This window comes from Nocardioides sp. 503 (assembly GCF_004522095.1).
GTDB lineage: Bacteria > Actinomycetota > Actinomycetes > Propionibacteriales > Nocardioidaceae > Nocardioides.
On the sequence record NZ_SPUI01000004.1, the window covers coordinates 156,627 to 176,977 of the forward strand.

The 20,351-nt window shown below is 72.7% G+C and carries 16 protein-coding genes; 9 read left to right on the plus strand and 7 right to left on the minus strand.

All coding sequences use genetic code 11. From position 1 onward, the window contains the following. Positions 1-12: 12 nt before the first annotated feature. Complete coding sequence (locus E4622_RS14580; RefSeq protein ID WP_134740958.1) at positions 13-1,101, plus strand: alkaline phosphatase family protein; 1,089 nt, start codon at positions 13-15, stop codon at positions 1,099-1,101. Between the two features lie 123 nt (positions 1,102-1,224). On the opposite strand, the gene E4622_RS14585 is transcribed toward E4622_RS14580, so the two are convergent. The 7 genes from E4622_RS14585 to clpS all read right to left on the minus strand — a co-directional run bounded on the left by E4622_RS14585 (position 1,225) and on the right by clpS (position 5,686). Further along, positions 1,225-2,328: a DUF3152 domain-containing protein gene (locus E4622_RS14585; protein WP_134740959.1), complete on the minus strand. Its 1,104-nt coding sequence runs from the start codon at positions 2,326-2,328 to the stop codon at positions 1,225-1,227. A gap of 18 nt (positions 2,329-2,346) precedes the next feature. Then, positions 2,347-3,294: a cysteine synthase gene (locus E4622_RS14590; protein ID WP_134740960.1), complete on the minus strand. Its 948-nt coding sequence runs from the start codon at positions 3,292-3,294 to the stop codon at positions 2,347-2,349. Between the two features lie 31 nt (positions 3,295-3,325). Beyond that, positions 3,326-3,880 (minus strand): NYN domain-containing protein, encoded by a 555-nt coding sequence (locus tag E4622_RS14595; protein ID WP_134740961.1) that lies wholly within the window; start codon positions 3,878-3,880, stop codon positions 3,326-3,328. A gap of 111 nt (positions 3,881-3,991) precedes the next feature. After that, a complete protein-coding gene (locus E4622_RS14600) occupies positions 3,992-4,264 on the minus strand; it encodes a MoaD/ThiS family protein (RefSeq protein WP_134740962.1) in 273 nt (90 codons plus the stop codon). A 25-nt stretch (positions 4,265-4,289) separates the two neighbouring features. Further along, positions 4,290-4,724, minus strand: coding sequence for a M67 family metallopeptidase (locus tag E4622_RS14605; protein WP_134740963.1), 435 nt, complete (start codon positions 4,722-4,724; stop codon positions 4,290-4,292). A 66-nt stretch (positions 4,725-4,790) separates the two neighbouring features. Further along, positions 4,791-5,375 (minus strand): DUF2017 domain-containing protein, encoded by a 585-nt coding sequence (locus tag E4622_RS14610; RefSeq protein ID WP_134740964.1) that lies wholly within the window; start codon positions 5,373-5,375, stop codon positions 4,791-4,793. Between the two features lie 2 nt (positions 5,376-5,377). Beyond that, positions 5,378-5,686, minus strand: coding sequence for an ATP-dependent Clp protease adapter ClpS (gene clpS / locus E4622_RS14615; protein WP_134740965.1), 309 nt, complete (start codon positions 5,684-5,686; stop codon positions 5,378-5,380). A gap of 26 nt (positions 5,687-5,712) precedes the next feature. Here clpS and E4622_RS14620 point away from each other — a divergent pair, with 26 nt between their 5' ends. The 8 genes from E4622_RS14620 to E4622_RS14660 all read left to right on the plus strand — a co-directional run bounded on the left by E4622_RS14620 (position 5,713) and on the right by E4622_RS14660 (position 20,304). Beyond that, positions 5,713-6,492, plus strand: coding sequence for an enoyl-CoA hydratase-related protein (locus E4622_RS14620; RefSeq protein ID WP_134740966.1), 780 nt, complete (start codon positions 5,713-5,715; stop codon positions 6,490-6,492). A gap of 164 nt (positions 6,493-6,656) precedes the next feature. After that, the gene (gene rhaI / locus E4622_RS14630; protein WP_134740967.1) at positions 6,657-7,820 is read left to right on the plus strand and encodes an L-rhamnose isomerase; all 1,164 of its coding nucleotides are present in this window, start codon (positions 6,657-6,659) and stop codon (positions 7,818-7,820) included. A gap of 64 nt (positions 7,821-7,884) precedes the next feature. Continuing rightward, positions 7,885-9,921: a bifunctional aldolase/short-chain dehydrogenase gene (locus E4622_RS14635; RefSeq protein WP_134740968.1), complete on the plus strand. Its 2,037-nt coding sequence runs from the start codon at positions 7,885-7,887 to the stop codon at positions 9,919-9,921. 31 nt (positions 9,922-9,952) lie between these two features. Next, positions 9,953-11,398: an L-fucose/L-arabinose isomerase family protein gene (locus E4622_RS14640; protein ID WP_134740969.1), complete on the plus strand. Its 1,446-nt coding sequence runs from the start codon at positions 9,953-9,955 to the stop codon at positions 11,396-11,398. A gap of 1 nt (position 11,399) precedes the next feature. Continuing rightward, a complete protein-coding gene (locus E4622_RS14645; protein ID WP_134740970.1) occupies positions 11,400-12,911 on the plus strand; it encodes an FGGY-family carbohydrate kinase in 1,512 nt (503 codons plus the stop codon). Beyond that, positions 12,908-14,137 carry an alpha-hydroxy acid oxidase gene (locus tag E4622_RS14650; RefSeq protein ID WP_134740971.1) on the plus strand — a complete coding sequence of 410 codons (1,230 nt, stop codon included), beginning with the start codon at positions 12,908-12,910 and terminating at the stop codon, positions 14,135-14,137. Before E4622_RS14645 ends, E4622_RS14650 begins: the two co-directional genes overlap by 4 nt. Before the next feature lie 7 nt (positions 14,138-14,144). After that, on the plus strand, positions 14,145-14,381 hold the full coding sequence (locus tag E4622_RS14655) for a helix-turn-helix domain-containing protein (RefSeq protein ID WP_134740972.1): 237 nt from the start codon (positions 14,145-14,147) through the stop codon (positions 14,379-14,381). Positions 14,382-14,496: 115 nt separating this feature from the next. Beyond that, a complete protein-coding gene (locus E4622_RS14660) occupies positions 14,497-20,304 on the plus strand; it encodes a family 78 glycoside hydrolase catalytic domain (protein ID WP_134740973.1) in 5,808 nt (1,935 codons plus the stop codon). The last annotated feature ends 47 nt before the right edge of the window (positions 20,305-20,351 follow it).

The window sequence follows — 20,351 nt, forward strand, 5'->3', positions numbered from 1 at the left end:
AGTCTCGGACACATGACCGTCCGATATCGGGCCGCGGCCGGCCTCGCGGTGCTCGCCCTGGCGGCTCCGTCGTCCGCCGCCGCCTCGCCCGACCGGACCCCGGACACCGCGAGCGCGCCGGCTGCGCGGGCCGGAGCGGCCGCTCGGGCCGCCCAGGCCGCCCAGGCCGACGAGGCCGCCCGGGCCGACGAGGGGGCGGTGCGGGTGCTGGCCATCTCGGTCGACGCGCTCAACCCCACGGCGCTCCAGCGGTTGGGGCACGAAGGGGCGCCGAACCTCTGGCGGCTGGTCGACGAGGGCGCCGCGACGCTCAACGCCCGCGCTCAGTACGAGCTCACGATCACGCTGCCCAACCACACCAGCATGGTCACCGGCCGACGCGTCGCGAAGCGGGCCGGTGGCCACGGCGTCACCTGGAACGACGAGCGCCCGCGCTCGACCGTGCACCGGGCCGCCGGCGAGCGCGTGCGGTCGGTCTTCAGCAAGATCCAGGCCGCGGGCGGGTCGTCCGCGCTGTTCTCGACGAAGACGAAGTTCCGTACCTTCACGCGCTCCTGGCCCCGGGCGATCGACCGGACCGTCATCCGCGTCGGCGACGACGACGCGCTCGTCCGGGCCGCCCGAGCGGACCTCGTCGGCCACGACCGCGCGCTGACCTTCGTCCACCTCGGCGTCGCCGACGCCGCCGGCCACGCCCACGGCTTCATGTCGCCGGACTACCTGCGCGCCGTGGAGCACGCCGACTCCCTCGTCGGCACGCTGCTCAGCGCGATCGACACCGAGCCGACGCTCGACCGGGTGGTCGTGGTGCTCACCGCCGACCACGGCGGCGTCGGCCGCGACCACTCCCAGGTCACCCAGCTGGGCGACTACCGGATCCCGTTCGTCGTCTGGGGCCCGGGCATCGAGCACGGCGACCTCTACGAGATGAACCCGACCTACGTGAACCCCGGACGCTCGCGCCCGCGCCCCGTCGGCCCCCAGCCCGTCCGCAACAGCGACCTCGCCAACCTGGTCACCACGCTCCTCGGCCTGGGCCCCGTCCCCGGCAGCCAGTTCGACGTGCGGCAGCGGCTGCGCGTCGGTCCTGGCGCCGGGTGAGTTTCACCGGGTACCCGGTGAAACTCACGCTTCCGGTAGGAAACTTCGTACCGGAAGCGTGAGTTTCGTACGGGTGGTGGGGCGGGTGGGACGGCACAGACGCATCCGGTCGCACCTCCGCGGCTAGCGCAGCTCCCCCGCCGTCGGCCAGGGGTTGAAGCGACAGCCGGCGAGGCCCTTCGACTGCTGCATCATGACCGGCGCGAGGCGCCCGGGGCCGGGGCAGCCGGCATGGCCCTTGCCGAGCCAGTGGCCGGTCTCGTGGTTGACCACCATGTGGCGGTAGCCGCGCAGCGCGCCGCGGGCGCGGTTCCACGCCGGGGACGCGTTCTTCCAACGGGTCTGGTTGATGACGACGAAGCGGCCGACGCGGCAGCTCCACTCGCTGCTGCAGATCGGCGAGAACGCCGGCACCCGCGACGCCTCGGCCAGGACCAGGGTGAAGGAGCCGCCGCGCGCCACGCGGACGAAGCGGACGCCCTTGGCCCGCCACCCGCGCGGGTCGTCGTAGGTCTGCTGCGCCAGACGCCGGAAGTCCTTCAGGCTCGTCGTGATCCGGCCGCGGGTCTCGACGTGGTAGGTCACCGTGCGCCGGACCCCGACGCGGTGGCCGACCGTGCCGGTGCGAGCCGAGACGGCCGTCGCGGGCTCGTAGCCGTGGGCCCGCACGGTCACCCGCACGCGGACCCGCCGGCCGACGTCCTGCGGCGCGAAGGTGTGGCGACGCTTCGTGGCGCCGGGGATGGGCCGCGCTCCGCGCAGCCACTGGTACGTCGCCACGCGGGGCGGAACCGACCACCGACCCGTCGTCGCGGCCACCGTACGCCCGTACCGCCGGGTGCCCGTCACGGCCGGCGGGCGACGGCTCACGAGGACGCCGCGCGCCACAGGGCCGGTCGGGGCCGAGGTCGCGACGGCGCTGTGGCCGTCGGCGTCGGTCGCGGTCGCTCGGACCGCGAGCGGAGAGCCCAGGTCGTCGGGGACGACCCGGTAGGCGGGCGACGTCGCGCCCGGGATCGGCCGGTCGCCGCGCAGCCACCGGTAGGTGACGGTGACCTCGGCCGGCGACCACGTGCCCGGGCTGGCGCGCACGACCCGGCCCACGACCGCCTCCCCGGAGACGGTGGGCGGAGCGGTGCTCACCACGGGGTCCGCGGCGTGCGCCGGCGCCGGGGCGACGAGCGAGAGCGTCGTCAGGAGCGAGAGCAGGGCGGCACGCAGAAGCACGCCGTCACGGTAGCCCGGTCAGGCCCAGAGCTGGCCCTCGAGGCGGTCCTCGGCCTCGTCGACGGTGCCTTCGTAGGCACCGGTCGAGAGGTACTTCCAGCCGCCGTCGCACACGACGAAGGCGATGTCGGCGCTCTCCCCCGCCTTGACCGCCTTGGCGGCCTGGCCCAGGGCGGCGTGCAGGATCGCGCCGGTCGAGACGCCGGCGAAGATGCCCTCGGTCTCGAGCAGCTCGCGCACGCGGCGCACGGCGTCGCGCGGGCCGACCGAGAAGCGCGAGTCGATCAGCGAGGCGTCGTACAGCTCGGGGACGAAGCCCTCGTCGAGGTTGCGCAGGCCGTAGACGAGCTCGCCGTAGCGCGGCTCGGCCGCGACGATCCTGACGTCGGGCTTGGCGCGACGGAAGTAGCGGCTGACGCCCATGAGCGTGCCGGTGGTGCCCAGGCCGGCGACGAAGTGGGTGATGCTCGGGAGGTCGGCGAGGAGCTCGGGGCCGGTGCCCTCCTCGTGCGAGAGCGCGTTGGCGTCGTTGCCGTACTGGTAGAGCATCACCCAGTCGGGGTGCTCGGCCGCGACCTGCTTGGCGACGCGCACGGCCTCGTTGGAGCCGCCGGCCGCGGGCGAGGAGATGATCTCGGCGCCCCACATCTGCAGCAGCTGGCGGCGCTCCGCGGAGGTGTTCTCGGGCATCACGCACACGATCCGGTAGCCCTTGAGCTTGGCGGCCATCGCGAGCGAGATGCCGGTGTTGCCCGACGTGGGCTCGAGGATCGTGCAGCCCGGACGCAGCAGCCCGCCCTTCTCCGCCTCCTCGATCATCTTCAGCGCGGGGCGGTCCTTGATCGAGCCGGTCGGGTTGCGGTCCTCGAGCTTGGCCCACAGCCGGACGTCGGGGCTCGGCGACAGCCGGGGCAGGCCGACCAGCGGCGTGTTGCCGACCGAGGCCAGCAGGTTGTCGTAGCGCATGGGTACAGGGTGCCCTTCGGGAGGAGCCCGCTCAGCGCAGGAAGCGCTCGGGGTCGAAGTCGTCGAGGTCGATGATGCGGACGCGCGGGAGCGGGACGTTGAACGCCTGCACGTCGTCCTCGAGGTCGTGGATCTCGATGTCGAGGTCGGTGTACTGGATGCTGACGTACTCGTGGAGCCCGACCACGCCGATGCGGCGCTCGCCCCCGAGCAGGCGCTCCATGTGGGGCGCGAAGTCGGCGTCGTGGCTGACCAGCAGGACGTCGTCGTCCCGCCCGAGCAGCGCGTCGAGGGTGCGCTGGATGCCGACGTCGACGACCTTCTGGTCGCTGCGCCCGGCCAGCGGGATCGGCCGGTAGGACATCGCCAGCAGCGCCTGGATGAAGCTGCCGGGCAGCTGGCCGTTGGTGGCGTTGAGGAAGAACAGCCCGACCACGGGCTGGCCCCACACGGACTCGGCGTACGCCGTCACGCGCTCCCAGCGGGGGCGCTCCTCCGGCAGCGGACGCCGTCCGAGGAGGGAGTTGCCGAGCGTGGCGTCGATGTTCTCGCCGTCGACGAGGACGAAGGTACGGCGAGCGCTCACGACATCTTCCCTCTCATCTCGTTCAGGTCTCGACACGCGGGTCACGGCTTCGCAGGCTCAGCCGTGCCGCTCGCTCGACCACCATCAGTGGGTCCGCTGACGCGTCCCCGCTCAGCCCCCAGCGACGGCCGGGAGCACGACGACCTGGTCGCCGTCGGTGAGCTCGGCCTCGAGCCCACCGATGAAGCGGACGTCCTCGTCGTTGATGTAGACGTTGACGAAGCGACGCAGGTCCCCGTTGTCGATGAGGCGGTCCTTGAGGCCGGGGTGGCTGGCCTCGAGGTCGTCGATCAGCGCGCTCAGGCTGGCGCCGTCACCGCTCACGGCCTTCTGGCCGTCGGTGTACGTGCGCAGGATGGTGGGGATCCGGACCTCGATGGCCATGGGTGAGACTCCTCGGTTGTGTTGCTCAGTCGGTGCTCAGCTGGGGTACGACGGCGACCTCTTCCTCGGTCACCTCGCCGTCGACGATCCTGTAGGACCTGAACTCCACGGGGCCGTCGTTATTCCCGTGCTCGCGCGTGCTGACCAGCACGTAGTGCGCGTTCGGCTCCTGCGCGAGCCCGATGTCGGTGCGGCTCGGGTAGGCCTCGGTGGCGGTGTGTGAGTGGTAGATCACCACCGGCTCCTCGTCGCGGTCGTCGAGGTCGCGGTAGAGGCCGAGCAGGTCGGTGGAGTCGAACTCGTAGAACGTCGGGCTCCCCGCGGCGTTGACCATCTCCACGTGGCGCTCGGGACGGTCGCTGCCTTCGGGACCGGCGACGATCCCGCAGGCCTCCACCGGGTGGTCGCGGCGGGCATGCGCGACGATCGCGTCGTACGTCGCCTGCTCGATGGTCAGCACGACCCCAGCGTAGGCGCTGGGCCGGCGGGTCCCCGCACTCGCCCGGCGGACGGACCGGTCGGCCGACTAGCGCATCAGGGCGTCGACCAGGGTCTCCTGGAGGTAGCCGACCCACTCGTAGATGTCGTGGGCCTGCGAGCGCGGGTCCTCGTCGGGCAGGTCGTACCAGAGCTGCTCGTCGCCCTCCTCGATCCCGAGCCGGCTGGCCAGCGCCAGGCGCACGTCGGTGAACGAGCGCAGCCAGCTCTCCGCCGTGGGCTCGTCGAGCTCGACGTCGATCATCAGCCCGTCCTCGGTGAGCTGCTCGGGCAGGCCGGCGTCCTCGAGGGTGTCGATGATCGAGCAGGCGGCGGCCGCCTTGCCGTCGCGCAGCGCACCCTCGGTGAAGCGGCGGAACTCCGAGGCGGCCTCCTCGTCGGCGGGGTAGGCCGTGGGGAACAGCCGGGCGAGCACCGGGTCCTCGGGCGCCGTGGTAGGCCCCGAGAAGTCCATCATCGCCTCGAAGGGGTCCTGGTCCTCGCGGGGCACGGCGGACTCGTTGCGCAGCAGCTCGACGAGCTGGGAGGCCAGCGAGCGCAGGAGGTCGGCCTCGAAGCCGGTGAAGTTCGCGATGACCAGCCTGCTGCGCCGGTGCCGCGTGAACGCGCCCACCGTTACTCGGACTTCTGCAGCGTGGCCCACAGGCCGTACTCGTGCATGGCCTGGACGTCGCGCTCCATCTCCTCGCGGGTGCCCGTGCTGACGACGGAGCGGCCGTCCTCGTGGACCTCCATCATCAGCTTCTCGGCCTTCTTCTTGTCGTACCCGAAGTGCTTCTGGAAGACGTAGGTCACGTAGGACATCAGGTTGACCGGGTCGTTCCAGACGATGGTCACCCAGGGCGTGGCCAGGACCGTGACCCCGTCGGGGACGAGGTCCTTCTCGGTGTCTGGCTCGACCTCGACAGGACTGGCAGCGGACACGGATCCATGGTGGCACACTCGCCGCCATGGCCAAGGACACGGACCTGCAGGCGCGTCTCGACCACGGCGCGCTCTGGCTCACGCTGGACCGGCCCGAGGTCTTCAACGCCCTCAGCCCGCAGCTGGCCGTCGACCTGGCGCGGTCCCTCGAGGAGGCCGTGAGCCGCGAGGAGGTCCGCGTCGTCGTCCTCACCGGCGCCGGCGCGGCGTTCAGCACCGGCGCCGACATCTCCGGGCAGGACGCGCACGAGCAGTTCGACGTCCGCGCGATGGACGCGGCCAACCGGATCATCCGCGCGATCGTCGGGCTCGACAAGCCGGTCGTGGCCGCCGTCAACGGGATCGCGGCCGGCGTCGGCTGCTCGGCCGCGCTCGCCGCCGACATCGTGGTGGCCGCGGAGTCCGCGAGCTTCCTGCTGGCCTTCGCCCGCATCGGGTTCATGCCCGACGGCGGCGCCTCGGCCACCGTGGCCGCCTCGATCGGGCGCGCCCGCGCGATGCGGATGGGCCTGCTCGCCGAGCCGCTGTCGGCGCAGGAGGCCTACGACGCCGGGCTGGTCACCCACCTCGCCGCCGACGCGGACTTCCCCGCCCTGGTCGAGACCCTCGTACGCCGCCTGGCCGCCGGGCCGCCGCTCGCGCTCGCCGCCACCAAGCGCGCCGTCAACGCGGCGACGCTGACCCAGCTCGAGCCCGCGCTCGAGCGCGAGCGCAGCGGCCAGACCCTGCTCATGCGGACCGCCGACGTGGCCGAGGGGATGCGGGCGTTCGCGGAGCGCCGCAAGCCGGTCTTCCGCGGCGAGTGAGCGCGGCGGCGTACTCGCTGTAACGCGGAGTTATCCGCTCTGCGGCCCCCCCCCCCCCCCGCCCCCCCCCCCCCCCCACCCCCCCCCGCGGCGGGGGGGGGCCCCCCCCCCCCCCCCCCCCACGACCCCGGAACCAGCCGGTCCGACCCGGCAAGGAGAACGTCATGCCCGCCTTCGACGCCATCGCGTCAACCCTCGAGCGCCTCGCGATCGAGGTCCCCTCCTGGGCCTACGGGAACTCGGGGACCCGCTTCAAGGTGTTCGGCACCCCCGGCACGCCCAGGACCATCCAGGAGAAGATCGACGACGCGGCGATGGTGCACCGGCTGACCGGCCTCGCGCCGACCGTCGCCCTGCACATCCCGTGGGACCTCGTCGACGACTACGACGCGCTGCGCGCGCACGCCACCGACCGCGGCGTCGCCCTGGGAACGGTCAACTCCAACACCTTCCAGGACGACGACTACAAGTTCGGCGCCCTGACCCACGTGGACCCCAAGATCCGCCAGAAGGCCATCGACCACCACTTCGAGTGCATCGACGTCATGGGCGCGACCGGCTCGCGCGACCTCAAGATCTGGCTGGCCGAGGGCAGCAACTACCCCGGCCAGGCCGACCTGCGCGGTCGTCAGGACCGGCTCGCCGAGTCGTTGTCGTCGATCTACGAGCGGATCGGCGCGGACCAGCGCCTGGTGCTCGAGTACAAGTTCTTCGAGCCGGCGTTCTACCACACCGACGTCCCGGACTGGGGCACCTCCTTCGCCCAGGTCAGCGCGCTCGGTGAGCGCGCCATGGTGTGCCTGGACACCGGCCACCACGCGCCCGGCACCAACATCGAGTTCATCGTCATGCAGCTGCTCCGGCTGGGCCGGCTGGGCTCGTTCGACTTCAACTCCCGCTTCTACGCCGACGACGACCTCATCGTCGGCGCCGCCGACCCCTACCAGCTGTTCCGGATCCTCGTCGAGGTCATCCGCGGTGGCGGGCTCGACGAGGGCAGCGACGTCGCGCTGATGCTCGACCAGTGCCACAACGTCGAGGACAAGATCCCCGGCCAGATCCGCTCGGTCCTCAACGTGCAGGAGATGACCGCCCGAGCCCTGCTGCTCGACCGCGAGGCGCTCGCCGTGGCCCAGGCCGAGAGCGACGTCCTGGGCGCCAACGAGATCTTCATGGACGCCTTCCAGACCGACGTCCGGCCCACGCTGGCCGCGTGGCGCGAGGAGCGCGGCCTGCCCGCGAACCCGATGCGGGCCTACGCCGAGTCCGGCTACCAGCAGCAGATCGACGAGGCCCGCGTCGGCGGGACGCCGCTCTCGTGGACCTGACGCCTCCCCACCACCCGACACCCGACCGCGGGCGGCCCGCCCCCCGGTCACGCGAGAAGGACTCATGACCACCTCCACCGCCGCCGAGCTCATCGCTCGCTCCCACCGCCTGGGCTCCGACCCCAAGAACACCAACTACGCCGGGGGCAACACCTCGGCGAAGGGCACCGAGACCGACCCCGTCACCGGCGAGCCCGTCGAGCTGCTCTGGGTCAAGGGCTCCGGCGGGGACCTGGGCACGCTGCGCGAGCCCGGCCTGGCCGTGCTCCGCCTCGACCGCATGCGCGCCCTCGTCGACGTCTACCCCGGCGTCGACCGCGAGGACGAGATGGTCGCCGCGTTCGACTACTGCCTGCATGGCAAGGGTGGCGCCGCGCCGTCGATCGACACCGCCATGCACGGTCTCGTCGACGCCGCCCACGTCGACCACCTGCACCCCGACTCGGGCATCGCGATCGCGACCGCGGCCGACGGTGAGGCACTGACCGCCACGATCTTCGGGGACGAGGTCGTGTGGGTCCCGTGGCGCCGTCCGGGCTTCCAGCTCGGGCTCGACATCGCCGAGATCAAGGAGAAGAACCCGCAGGCGGTCGGCTGCATCCTCGGCGGGCACGGCATCACCGCCTGGGGCGACACCAGCGAGGAGGCCGAGGCCCGCTCGCTGTGGATCATCGACACCGCCGCCGCCCACATCGCCGAGCACAGCCGGCCGGAGCCCTTCGGCCCGGCCCTCGAGGGCTACGCCGCCCTCCCCGAGGAGGAGCGTCGCGCGAAGGCCGCCGCCCTCGGCGCGACCATCCGGGGCATCGCGTCCCAGGACCGCCCGATGGTCGGACACTTCACCGACTCCGAGGTGGTGCTGGACTTCCTGGCCCGCAGCGAGCACCCCCGCCTCGCCGCGCTGGGCACGTCGTGCCCCGACCACTTCCTGCGCACCAAGGTCAAGCCGCTGGTCCTCGACCTCCCGGCCTCCGCCTCGGTGGAGGACTCGGTGGCCCGGCTGCGCGAGCTGGCGGTGTCCTACCGCGAGGACTACCAGGCCTACTACGACCGGCACGCGACCCCGGACTCGCCGGCGATCCGCGGCGCCGACCCGCTGGTCGTCCTGGTGCCGGGCGTCGGGATGTTCAGCTACGGCAAGGACAAGCAGACCGCCCGCGTGGCCGGCGAGTTCTACACCAACGCCATCAACGTCATGCGCGGCGCCGAGGGCCTGTCGACGTACGCCCCGATCGACGAGAGCGAGAAGTTCCGCATCGAGTACTGGGCGCTGGAGGAGGCCAAGCTGCAGCGGATGCCGGCCCCCAAGCCCCTGGCCACCCGGATCGCCGTGGTGACCGGCGCCGCCGGCGGCATCGGCAAGGCGACCGCCAAGCGGCTCGTGGCCGAGGGCGCCTGCGTGGTCGTCGCCGACCTGTCGCTGGAGAAGGCGCAGGCCGCGGCGGCCGAGATCGGTGGCCCCGACGTCGCCGTCGGCGTGGCCGCGGACGTCTCCGACGAGGCGGCCGTCCAGGCCATGGTCGACGCGGCGGTCCTCGCCTTCGGCGGCGTGGACCTCGTCGTCAACAACGCCGGGCTGTCCCTGTCCAAGTCGCTGCTCGAGACGACCGAGGCCGACTGGGACCTGCAGCACAACGTCATGGCCAAGGGCTCGTTCCTGGTGTCCAAGGCGGCGGCGCGCGTGCTCATCGACCAGGGGATGGGCGGCGACGTCATCTACATCTCGTCGAAGAACTCCGTCTTCGCCGGACCCCACAACATCGCCTACTCCGCGACCAAGGCCGACCAGGCCCACCAGGTCCGGCTGCTGGCCGCCGAGCTCGGCGAGCACGGCGTCAAGGTCAACGGCGTCAACCCCGACGGGGTCGTGGCCGGGTCCGGGATCTTCGCCAGCGGCTGGGGCGCCAACCGCGCTGCGGTCTACGGCGTGGAGGAGAAGGACCTCGGCAAGTTCTACGCGCAGCGGACCATCCTCAAGCGGGAGGTGCTGCCCGAGCACATCGCCAACGCGGTCTTCGTGCTCTGCGGTCCCGACCTGACCCACACCACCGGGCTGCACGTGCCGGTGGATGCTGGGGTCTCCGCGGCGTTCCTGCGCTGACCGCCTCCCGACGACGACAAGGACCGACACGATGACCCAGAGCCTGGACGCCGCCGCCCCTCCCGGGCTGGAGCGGATCACGCCGCGCAAGACCCGCATCGGGCTCGTGGCCGGCGGGCTCGGCGCCTACTGGCCGCAGTTCCCCGCCCTGCTGCCCCAGCTGCAGGCGAGCGCGCGACGGGTGTCCGAGCGGTTCGCCGAGCTCGACTGCGAGGTCGTGGACGTCGGCTTCATCTCGGACGCGCAGGAGGGGGCGCGCGCCGCCGAGCAGCTGCGCCTCGCCGACTGCGACCTCATCGTCGGCTTCCTGACGACCTACATGACCGCCTCGATGCTCGTGCCCGTGGCCCAGCGCTCCGGCGCCCCGGTGCTGCTGCTCAACCTGCAGCCCACCGAGTCGATGGACCACGCGGAGTTCGACACCGGCGCCTGGCTGGCCTACTGCGGCGCCTGCCCGCTTCCCGAGATGGCCAACACGTTCCGCCGCTGCGGCATCGACTTCCGCTCGGTCTCGGGCTACGTCGAGGACCCTCGTGCCTGGACCCGCATCTCCCGGTGGGTCAAGGCGGCCGGCGTCCGGGCGGCGTTCCGGCACGGCCGGCACGGCCTCATGGGCCACCTGTACCCCGGGATGATGGACGTCTCCTCCGACCCGACGCTCGTCTCGGCCCAGCTGGGCGGGCACGTCGAGGTCCTGGAGATCGACGACCTGCGGGTCCGCGTCGAGCAGGTCACCGACGCCGAGACCGACGCCCGGATGGCGGTGGCGCGCGAGGTGTTCGTCCTCGACGACAGCGTCGTGGACGACGACTTCCGCTGGGGGTCGCGGGTCTCGGTCGCCCTCGACCGCCTCGTCCAGGACTTCTCGCTCGACTCGATGGCCTACTACCACCGCGGCCTCGACGGCGAGATGCACGAGCGGGTGGGCGCCGGGCTGATCCTCGGCGCCTCCCTGCTGACCGCGCGCGGCGTGCCCGTCGTGGGTGAGTACGAGCTGCGCACGTCGCTGGCGATGCTGCTCATGGACCGCATCGGCGCCGGCGGGTCGTTCACCGAGCTCCAGGCGCTCAACTTCCACGACGACGTCGTCGAGATGGGTCACGACGGACCGGCCCACCTCGCGATCAGCGCCCGCAAGCCGCTGCTGCGCGGCCTCGGCGTCTACCACGGCAAGCGCGGCTGGGGGGTCTCGGTCGAGTTCGACGTGGACCACGGACCCGTGACGGTGTGCGGGCTCGCCCAGGACCGCGACGGGCGCTTCTCGCTGGTCGCCTCGGAGGGCACCACCGTGGCCGGGCCGGTCCTCCAGATCGGCAACACCACCTCGCGCGTGGACTTCGGTCGCGACCCGGGGGAGTGGACCGACGAGTGGTCCGGCACCGGCATCGCCCACCACTGGGCGCTCGGCACCGGTCACCGGGTCGAGGAGCTCCGCGCCGTCGCGGACCTCCTCGGCCTGGGGATCACCGTCGTCTGACATGGGCAGCCACGCATCGGCCCCGCTGCGCCTCGCGGCCGTCGACCTCGGGGCCACGAGCGGCCGGGTGATGTCCGCGCGAGTGGGCCCCGGCACCCTGCGGCTCGACGAGGCGCACCGCTTCCCCAACGCCGCCGTGCGCGCGCGGGGGTCGCTCTTCTGGGACATCCTCGGCATCCATCGCGAGATGCTCGCCGGGCTCAGGATGGTCGCCGGCACCGGCCCGCTGGACGGGATCGGCATCGACTCGTGGGCCATCGACCACGGCCTGCTCGACCGCGACGGGGTCCTGCTCGGCAACCCCTACTCGCACCGCGACCCGCGCACGGACGGCGTGTCCGGTCGCATCGCCGAGGAGGTCGGTGCCGCCGCGCTCTACGCGACCACGGGCCTCCAGGACCTGCCCTTCGCCACGATCCACCAGCTCGTCGCCGCGCGGGGCACGGCCGCGCTCGAGGCGGCCGACACCCTGCTGCTGCTGCCCGACCTGCTCGGCTACTGGCTCACCGGCCACGCCGGCGCCGAGCGCACCAACGCCTCGACCACGGGGCTCTACGACGTCAACACCCGCGCGTGGGCGGTGGACCTGGCCCGGGCGGTCGGCATCCCCTGGGGCCTGCTACCGCCCCTGCGCGACCCCGGCACGGTGATCGGCCCCCTGCTGCCCGAGGTCACCGACCAGCTCGGGGTGTCCTCCCCCGTCCCGGTGGTCGCCGTGGGCTCGCACGACACCGCCTCGGCCGTGGTGGCCGTCCCCGCCGCGGACGACGACGTCGCCTACATCTCCTCCGGCACCTGGTCCCTGGTGGGGCTGGAGCTGGAGAAGCCGGTGCTCAGCGAGGCGGCCCGGCTCGCCGACTTCACCAACGAGGCGGGGGTCGACGGGACCGTGCGCTTCCTCAAGAACGTGACCGGTCTCTGGGTCCTGTCCGAGTCGCTGCGCACGTGGAGCGAGCGCCGCCTGGCCGGCGCCGACCTCGCCTCGGTGCTGGCGGCCGCCGCCGAGGCGCCCGCGCTGCGCACGGTCGTCGACATCAACGACCCGCGGCTGCTGGCCCCCGGGGACCTGCCCGGGCGGTTGCAGCTCCTCGCCGAGGAGGCCGGTGAGCCGGTCCCGCGGACCCCGCAGGCGATCACCCGGTGCATCCTCGACAGCCTCGCGCTGGCCTACCGCCGGCACCTGCGCACGGCGGCCGAGCTCGCCGGGCGGCGTGTGTCGGTCGTGCACGTGGTGGGTGGCGGCTCGCAGAACCGGCTGCTCTGCCAGCTCACGGCGGACGCCACCGGCCTGCCCGTGCTCGCCGGGCCGGTCGAGGCCGCGGCGCTCGGCAACGTGCTCGTGCAGGCGCGCGCCCTCGGCGCCGACCTGCCGGACCTGGGGGCGATGCGTACGTTGGTCCGCACCACGCACGAGGTGCGCCGCTACGAGCCGCGCCCCGGCGTCGACTGGGACGCCGCCGAGCGCCGCCTGGGCGCCGTCACCGCTGCGCCACCGACGAGAGGGACCTCATGAAGCGTCAGCTCCCCCGGCGCCACGACCTGGCGCCGCTGCTCAAGTTCAAGAGGCCGGTCCTCTCGCCCAAGGAGCGGCGCCTGGCCTCGGCGCTGACCATCGAGGACCTGCGCCGGATCGCCAAGCGTCGTACGCCCAAGGCGGCCTTCGACTACACCGACGGCGCCGCGGACGGCGAGGTCTCGCTGGCCCGGGCCCGGCAGGGTTTCGCCGACGTGGAGTTCCACCCCTCGATCCTGCGCGACGTGTCGCGCGTCGACACCTCGCGCGAGGTGCTGGGCGGCCGGGTGGCGCTGCCGTTCGGGATCGCGCCGACCGGCTTCACCCGCATGATGCAGTCCGAGGGCGAGATCGCGGGCGCCACGGCCGCGGCGGCCGCAGGCATCCCGTTCGCGCTCTCGACGATGGGCACGACCTCGATCGAGGACGTCGCCGCGGCGGCGCCGGGCGGGCGCAACTGGTTCCAGCTCTACATGTGGAAGGACCGCGAGCGGTCCATGGCCCTGGTGGACCGTGCGGCCGCCGCCGGCTACGACACCTTGCTGGTCACCGTCGACGTCCCGGTCGCCGGCGCGCGCCTGCGCGACGTGCGCAACGGCATGACCATCCCGCCGACTCTGTCGCCGCGGACGGTCGTCAACGCGATCCCGCGACCGGCGTGGTGGATCAACTTCCTCACCACCGAGCCGCTCGCCTTCGCCTCGCTGGACTCCTGGTCGGGCACCGTGGCCGACCTGCTCGACACGATGTTCGACCCCACCGTCACCTTCGACGACCTCGCGTGGATCCGGTCGCAGTGGCCCGGCAAGATCTCGGTGAAGGGCGTGCAGAACGTCGAGGACTCGCGCCGCCTCGCCGACCTCGGCGTGGACGCGATCGTGCTGTCCAACCACGGCGGCCGCCAGCTGGACCGGGCTCCGGTGCCCTTCCACCTGCTGCCCGACGTCGTCCGTGAGGTCGGCTCGGACCTGGAGGTGCACCTCGACACCGGGATCATGTCCGGCCAGGACATCGTGGCGGCCCTCGCCCACGGGGCCCACTTCACGATGATCGGGCGCGCCTACCTCTACGGCCTGATGTCGGGCGGTCGCGAGGGCGTGGACCGCACCATCGAGATCCTGACCGGACAGATCGAGCGGACCATGCGGCTGCTCGGGGTCACGTCCCTCGACGAGCTCGAGCCCCGTCACGTCACGGCGCTGCGACGGTTGTCCGCCCGGGACTGAGGCAGGCATGCCCGAGGAGATCCCGCAGGGCCACGTGGTCGCGCGCGCGACGTGGCGGCCCGAGCCAGCCGACCTGGAGGTGCTCAGCCTGCTCGCGGGCGGGCTCACCGTGGACGCGGTGGCCCGTCGGCAGGGGGTCTCCGAGCGCACGGTACGACGACGGCTGCGCTCGATCGCGGACCAGATCGGCGTCGACTCAACGATCGAGGCGGTCGTTCACGCGGTCCGCTCGCGGCTGATCTGAGGTGTCCACGCATTCGGCGTGACCGGATGCGGACAACCGCATTGTGACGGGCGTCACGAGGGCCTACGTTGCTGGTTGCAACGTTTCAAAGCCTCTCGAGTCAGGACCTCTCCCCATGCCGTCTGCCTCCTCGCTCCGCCTGCGCTCGCTCGCCTCGGGACTCGCGGTCGCGCTGTCCGCCGGCGCCCTCGCCCCCCTCGCCCTGGGGGTCCCCGCCCACGCCGCCGCGCCCGCGCACGCGGCGCGGTCGGCTGCGGCCGGGGAGGCGCTGACGGTCGGCCACCTCACCGCCAACGGCCGCGTCGACCCGCTCGGCATCCCCGGAGCACCGCCCAGCCTGGGCTGGGTCTCGGAGTCCACCGGGCGCGGTGTCGTGCAGTCGGCCTACCAGGTCCGCGTGGCCTCCGACGAGGACGCGCTCGAGGACGCCGACGTGTGGGACAGCGGCCAGGTGGAGTCGGCGCGGCAGGTCGACGTCGTCTACGGCGGCCCCGAGCTGACCTCCGGCACGTCGTACGTCTGGCAGGTCAAGGTCTGGGACGGCGAGGGTCGGGAGTCCGCCTGGAGCGCGCCCGCGACCTTCGAGACCGGCCTGCTGGAGCCCGCCGACTGGGGCGATGCCGCCTGGGTCGGCAAGCCCGCCGGCACGGAGATCAACCGCTGGACCGACTACACCGTCGACTTCGACTTCGACATCGACAACCTGACCTTCGGCACGTTCGTCCGCGCCAGCAGCGCCGCCAACGGCTACATGTGGCAGCTCAGCGTCGCCGACGGCACCCCCCGCTTCCGCCCGCACCTGCGGGTCAACGGCAACTACACCCTCCTGGACAACAAGAGCATCGCCTCGGTCATCTCGGCCGCCGACCTCGTCGCCGGCGAGCACACGATGAGCGTCACCTTCGACGGGCCGACGATCACGACCAGGCTGGACGGCACCACGATCGACACCCGCACCGACTCGACGTTCGACCGGGGCTTCGTCGGCTTCCGGTCCGACCAGGCCAACGAGGGCACCGAGCGGGCCACCGTCCACGCCGTCCGCGTGACCGCCGAGGGCGGCGACACGCTGCTGGACACCGACTTCACCGCCGGCAACCCGTTCAGCGGCGGCACCCTGGTGCCCGGCGGCCTCCAGCTGGCGGGCCGGCTCGAGGCGCTGTGGCGCTCGCCCGACGCCAACCGGCCGCTGCTGCGCACGGAGTTCGCCACCGACGAGGGCAAGACCGTCGAGAGCGCCCGCGTCTACGCCTCCGCCCACGGCATCTACGAGCTGAACCTCAACGGCGAGGAGGTCGGCGACCAGCTCCTCGCTCCCGGGTGGACCGACTACCGCAAGCGGATCCAGTCCCAGACCTACGACGTCACCGAGCTGGTGCGCTCGGGCGAGAACGCCTTCGGTGCCGAGCTCGCCGACGGCTGGTGGGCCGGCAAGGTCGGCATGTGGGGACCCACGATGTACGGCGACCAGCTCGCCCTCGTCGCCCGCCTGCGGGTCGACTACACCGACGGCACCAGCGAGTGGGTCGACACCGACGACAGCTGGAAGTCCCACTACGGCCCCTACGTCTTCACCGACAACATCGACGGCCAGACCTACGACGCACGCGCCGAGCAGACGGGCTGGGAGCTGCCGGAGTTCGACGACGCGGGCTGGTCCGACGTGGCCGTCGTGCCCTCCGACACCGCCAAGCTGGTGCCGCAGCGCGACGAGCCGGTGCGGGTCACCCAGGAGGTCGCGACCCTCGCCCGCACGGAGCCGACCCCCGGCGCCTTCGTCTACGACCTCGGCCAGAACATGGTCGGCGGCGCTCGCATGCGGCTCTCCGGCCTCGCCGGGCAGACCGTGACCATCCGCTACGGCGAGATGCTCAACCCCGACGGCACGCTCTACACCGCCAACCTGCGCGCGGCGAAGGTGACCGACCGCTACACGTTCGCGACCACCGGCGCCGTGACCTACGAGCCGACGTTCACCCAGCACGGGTTCCGCTACGTCGAGATCGTCGGCGCCTCCACGCCGCCGGCCACCGCCGACGTCACCGGCGTGGTCTGGGGCTCGGACCTGGCCGCCACGGGCACGCTCGAGACCTCGGACCCGATGCTCAACCAGCTGGTCAGCAACATCTCCTGGGGCCAGCGCGGCAACTTCCTGTCCATCCCCACCGACACCCCCGCGCGCGACGAGCGCCTGGGCTGGACCGGCGACATCAACGTCTTCGCGCCGACCGCGAGCTACCTGCGCGACACCCGTGCCTTCCTAGGCAAGTGGATGGTCGACCTGCAGGACTCCGCGCGTGAGAACGGCAACTTCCACGGCATCGCGCCGGTGCCGCCGGGCATCGACCTGGGCAGCGGTCTCGGCTGGTCCGACGCCGCCGTGACCGTGCCGTACGCCGTGTGGCACGCGCACGGCGACACCGCGATCGTGCGGGAGAACTACGCCGCCATGGAGAAGTTCCTCCGCTTCACCGAGCAGGGCGCGGGGGCCGACCTGATCGACACCGCCCGCGGCAACTGGGACGACTGGCTCAACCTCAACGACAACACGCCCACCAGCGTGCTGGGGACGGCCTACCTGGCGGAGAACGCCCGGATGATGTCCGAGATGGCAGCCGCCGTCGGCGAGGACGCCGACGCCGAGGAGTTCGCGCAGCTCTCGGCCGACGTGCGCGCCGCCTTCGCGGACAGCCTCGTCCAGCCCGACGGGACCGTCGACGGCAACAGCCAGACGGCGTACGCGATGGCGCTGGGCATGGACCTCGTGCCGGACGCCGCCCTGCGCGACAAGGTGGCGGCCAGGTTCGTCGCCAAGCTCGCCGCGAGCGACAACCACTTGACGACCGGGTTCCTCGGGACCCCGTGGCTGCTCCCCGCGCTCAGCAGCATCGGCCGCGACGACCTCGCCTACACGCTGCTCATGCACAAGGACTACCCGTCCTGGGGCTACGAGGTGGCGAAGGGCGCGACCACGATGTGGGAGCGCTGGGACTCCATCAAGCCCGACGGCACCTTCGGCGACGTCGGCATGAACTCCTTCAACCACTACGCCTACGGCGCCGTGGGTGACTGGATGTACCAGAACATCGGTGGCATCAAGGCCCTCGAGCCCGGCTACAAGAAGATCCGCGTGGCGCCGGTCGTAGGTGGCGGGCTGACCCACGGTGGCGGTGACATGGAGTCGGTCTACGGCACCATCGCCACCGACTGGGAGCTCGAGGGTGAGGACCTGTCGCTCACCGTCGACGTCCCGGTCAACACCACCGCCGAGGTGGTGCTGCCCGCCGACACCACGTGGGCCGTCACCGAGAGCGGCACGCTGCTCGACCAGGCGGACGGCGTCACCGGCGCGACCGCCGAGTCGGGCCTCGTGACCGTCACCGTCGGGTCGGGTCACTACGAGCTCGCCGTGACCCAGGGCAGCGCCGAGCTGGGCGCCATCCTGGACGCCGTCGACGGCCTCAGCGCCCACGTCGGCGGCCTGGCCGAGGCCGGCGACCTGGCCGCGGGCGACCGCGAGCAGCTCGACGCCGGTCTCGCGGCGGCTCGCGGCGACGTGACCGACGCCCTCCTCGCCCGTCTGGCCGGCGACGACGCAGACGTGACGTCGGCGCTGCGCTCCGCGCTCGGCGAGGTGCGCGACCTGCGCGCCTGGCTGACGGGCTCCGAGGTCGCCGCCCCGGTCAAGGCGGACCTCGACTCGCGGCTCGCCGCGGTCGAGAACCAGCTCGTGCTGGCGGTGACCTCGTCGCTGGGGTTCTCCGTGACGCTGCCGCCGGTCGCGGCCCCCGCCCTGCCGGGTGGTGCGGTGACCGGGACCGTCGAGGTCACCAACACCTCCACCTCCGCCATCACGGGTCTCTCGGGCACGGTCACGGTGGACGGCTGGGACCCGGTGGAGGTCTCCGCCGCGAGCGTGGCGGCGGGTCAGAGCGTGCAGCTGCCGGTGACGGTGGCCGTGCCGAAGCACCAGGCGCCCGGCTCCTACGACGCCACGCTGTCGCTGAGCTTCACCCTCGGCGGGGAGACCTTCACCGTGAAGGACACCACCGCCGGCTGGGCGAAGGTCACCTCCGGGCTGGAGATCGGCGACCTGGTCGCCGAGCTCGGCACCGGTGAGCCGGCCGAGCGGGCCACCTTGGACGTGCCGGTCTCCAACACCGGGACGTCGGCGGTCCGCGCCCGGGTCGCGGTGGAGCTGCCCGCGGGCTGGAGGGCGGTGCCCTCGCGCGAGGTCCTCGTCCCCGCCGGCGGGTCGGCCGTCGCCGAGGTGCCGGTGATCGTGCCCCTCGACCGGGTGGCCGGCAGCGTGCCGGTGACGGTCTCCGTCCTCCGCGCGGGCGCGGTCCTGGCCTCGGAGGAGTCCGCGGCGACGTTCGGCCTCGTGACCCCGCCCAGCGCCGGTGTCGTCGACCACGTCGACTTCGGCAACGGGCCCTCGGAGTCGGCGCACGCGCTGCAGGCCTCCCCCTCCAGCGGGACCAACACCGAGGCCGGCCTCACCCGCCGGTACGCCAACTCCGGGACCCCGGGCTCGTGGTACTCGGTGGTCGTCGACGTCCCCGCCGGGCAGCCGTTCGTGCTGCGCGACATCGAGACCTTCGACGGCGCGCGGACGAAGAAGTACCACGTCTACGTCGACGACGTCCTGGTCAAGACGCAGCTGGTGCCGCGCAGCGAGGGTGGTGCGGGCACCAAGGTCTACGACGCCCTGGTCGACGACCCGGCCGTGCTCGACAACGACGGCAGCGTGCGGGTGAGGTTCGAGTACCCGACGGACGCGTCGGGCTTCTTCGACCCGTCGATCGCCGACCTGTGGGTGCTGCCGGTCCCCGCCGACACCCAGGCGCCGGACGTCTCGGCCGCGGTCTCCTCGGGGACCGTGGGCGACGACGGCTGGTTCCGCTCCGACGTCCTGGTCGGGGTGGATGCTGCGGACAACCGCGACGGTGCGCCGACCGTGGAGACCGGGGCGGGCGCGGGCTGGGAGGCCTACGTCGGACCGGTGCCGGTCACCGGTGACGGCAAGCGCGAGCTGACCTTCCGGGCCCGCGACCTGGCCGGCAACACCTCGGCCGTGGGCACGCTCCCGGTGTGGATCGACACCGTCGCTCCGATGACCACCCTGGCGGTCACGCAGAAGCCGGGCGTGGAGTTCTCCGACCGGGCCACCCTCGCCTTCACGGCGCAGGACGCGACCAGCGGGGTGGGCCGGACGGCCTACCGCGTCGACGGTGGCGAGTGGCAGGTCGCCGGCGAGGCGCCCGTCGAGGTCACGGGCTACGGCCCGCACCTGGTGGACTTTGCGTCCACCGACGTGGCGGGCAACCCGGAGGCGGTGCGTCACGAGACCGTGACGCTGGCCGACGTCGAGACGGTCGCCGCGCTGGTGGCTCCTCAGGTGAGCGGACCGGCGCGGGTCGGGTCGACGCTGACCTCGACGACGGGCTCCTGGAACACCAAGGGGCTCGGCTTCGCCCGCCAGTGGCTGCGCAACGGCTCGCCGATCGCCGGCGCGACCGGACCGACGTACAAGGTCGGTGCGGCGGACGTCGGGCGGCGGCTCTCGGTGCGGGTGACCGCCACCAAGGCCGGCAAGGCGCCGGGGGTCTCGACCTCCACGGCCACCGCGCCGGTCACCAGGGCGACGTCCTCGACCAAGGTCTCGACGAACCGGACCAAGGTCGGGCGCGGCAAGCCGCTGCGGGTGACGGTCAAGGTGACCTCCAGCCCGACCGCGACCGGCACGGTAGCCGTGAAGGTCGACGGCAAGGTGGTCCGGCGGGTGGCGGTGAGGAACGGCAAGGCCGTGGTGACCGTCAAGATCGCCAAGCGCGGCCGCCACAAGGTCACCGCCGCCTACCAAGGCTCCGCGACGGTAGCCCCCTCCACCTCCCCGGTGCGGGTGGTCAAGGTGACTTGAGAGCACCCCCCGCCGGGATAGTCCCTAACGAACCAGTGGTTTGAGAG

Excerpts from the sequence above, each read along its gene's own strand:
- E4622_RS14580 (WP_134740958.1), top strand. The coding sequence starts at position 13 with ATGACCGTCCGATATCGGGCCGCGGCCGGCCTCGCGGTGCTCGCCCTG.
- E4622_RS14590 (WP_134740960.1), bottom strand. The coding sequence starts at position 3,294 with ATGCGCTACGACAACCTGCTGGCCTCGGTCGGCAACACGCCGCTGGTC.
- E4622_RS14600 (WP_134740962.1), bottom strand. The coding sequence starts at position 4,264 with ATGGCCATCGAGGTCCGGATCCCCACCATCCTGCGCACGTACACCGAC.
- E4622_RS14620 (WP_134740966.1), top strand. The coding sequence starts at position 5,713 with ATGGCCAAGGACACGGACCTGCAGGCGCGTCTCGACCACGGCGCGCTC.
- rhaI (WP_134740967.1), top strand. The coding sequence starts at position 6,657 with ATGCCCGCCTTCGACGCCATCGCGTCAACCCTCGAGCGCCTCGCGATC.
- E4622_RS14635 (WP_134740968.1), top strand. The coding sequence starts at position 7,885 with ATGACCACCTCCACCGCCGCCGAGCTCATCGCTCGCTCCCACCGCCTG.
- E4622_RS14640 (WP_134740969.1), top strand. The coding sequence starts at position 9,953 with ATGACCCAGAGCCTGGACGCCGCCGCCCCTCCCGGGCTGGAGCGGATC.
- E4622_RS14645 (WP_134740970.1), top strand. The coding sequence starts at position 11,400 with ATGGGCAGCCACGCATCGGCCCCGCTGCGCCTCGCGGCCGTCGACCTC.
- E4622_RS14650 (WP_134740971.1), top strand. The coding sequence starts at position 12,908 with ATGAAGCGTCAGCTCCCCCGGCGCCACGACCTGGCGCCGCTGCTCAAG.
- E4622_RS14655 (WP_134740972.1), top strand. The coding sequence starts at position 14,145 with ATGCCCGAGGAGATCCCGCAGGGCCACGTGGTCGCGCGCGCGACGTGG.
- E4622_RS14660 (WP_134740973.1), top strand. The coding sequence starts at position 14,497 with ATGCCGTCTGCCTCCTCGCTCCGCCTGCGCTCGCTCGCCTCGGGACTC.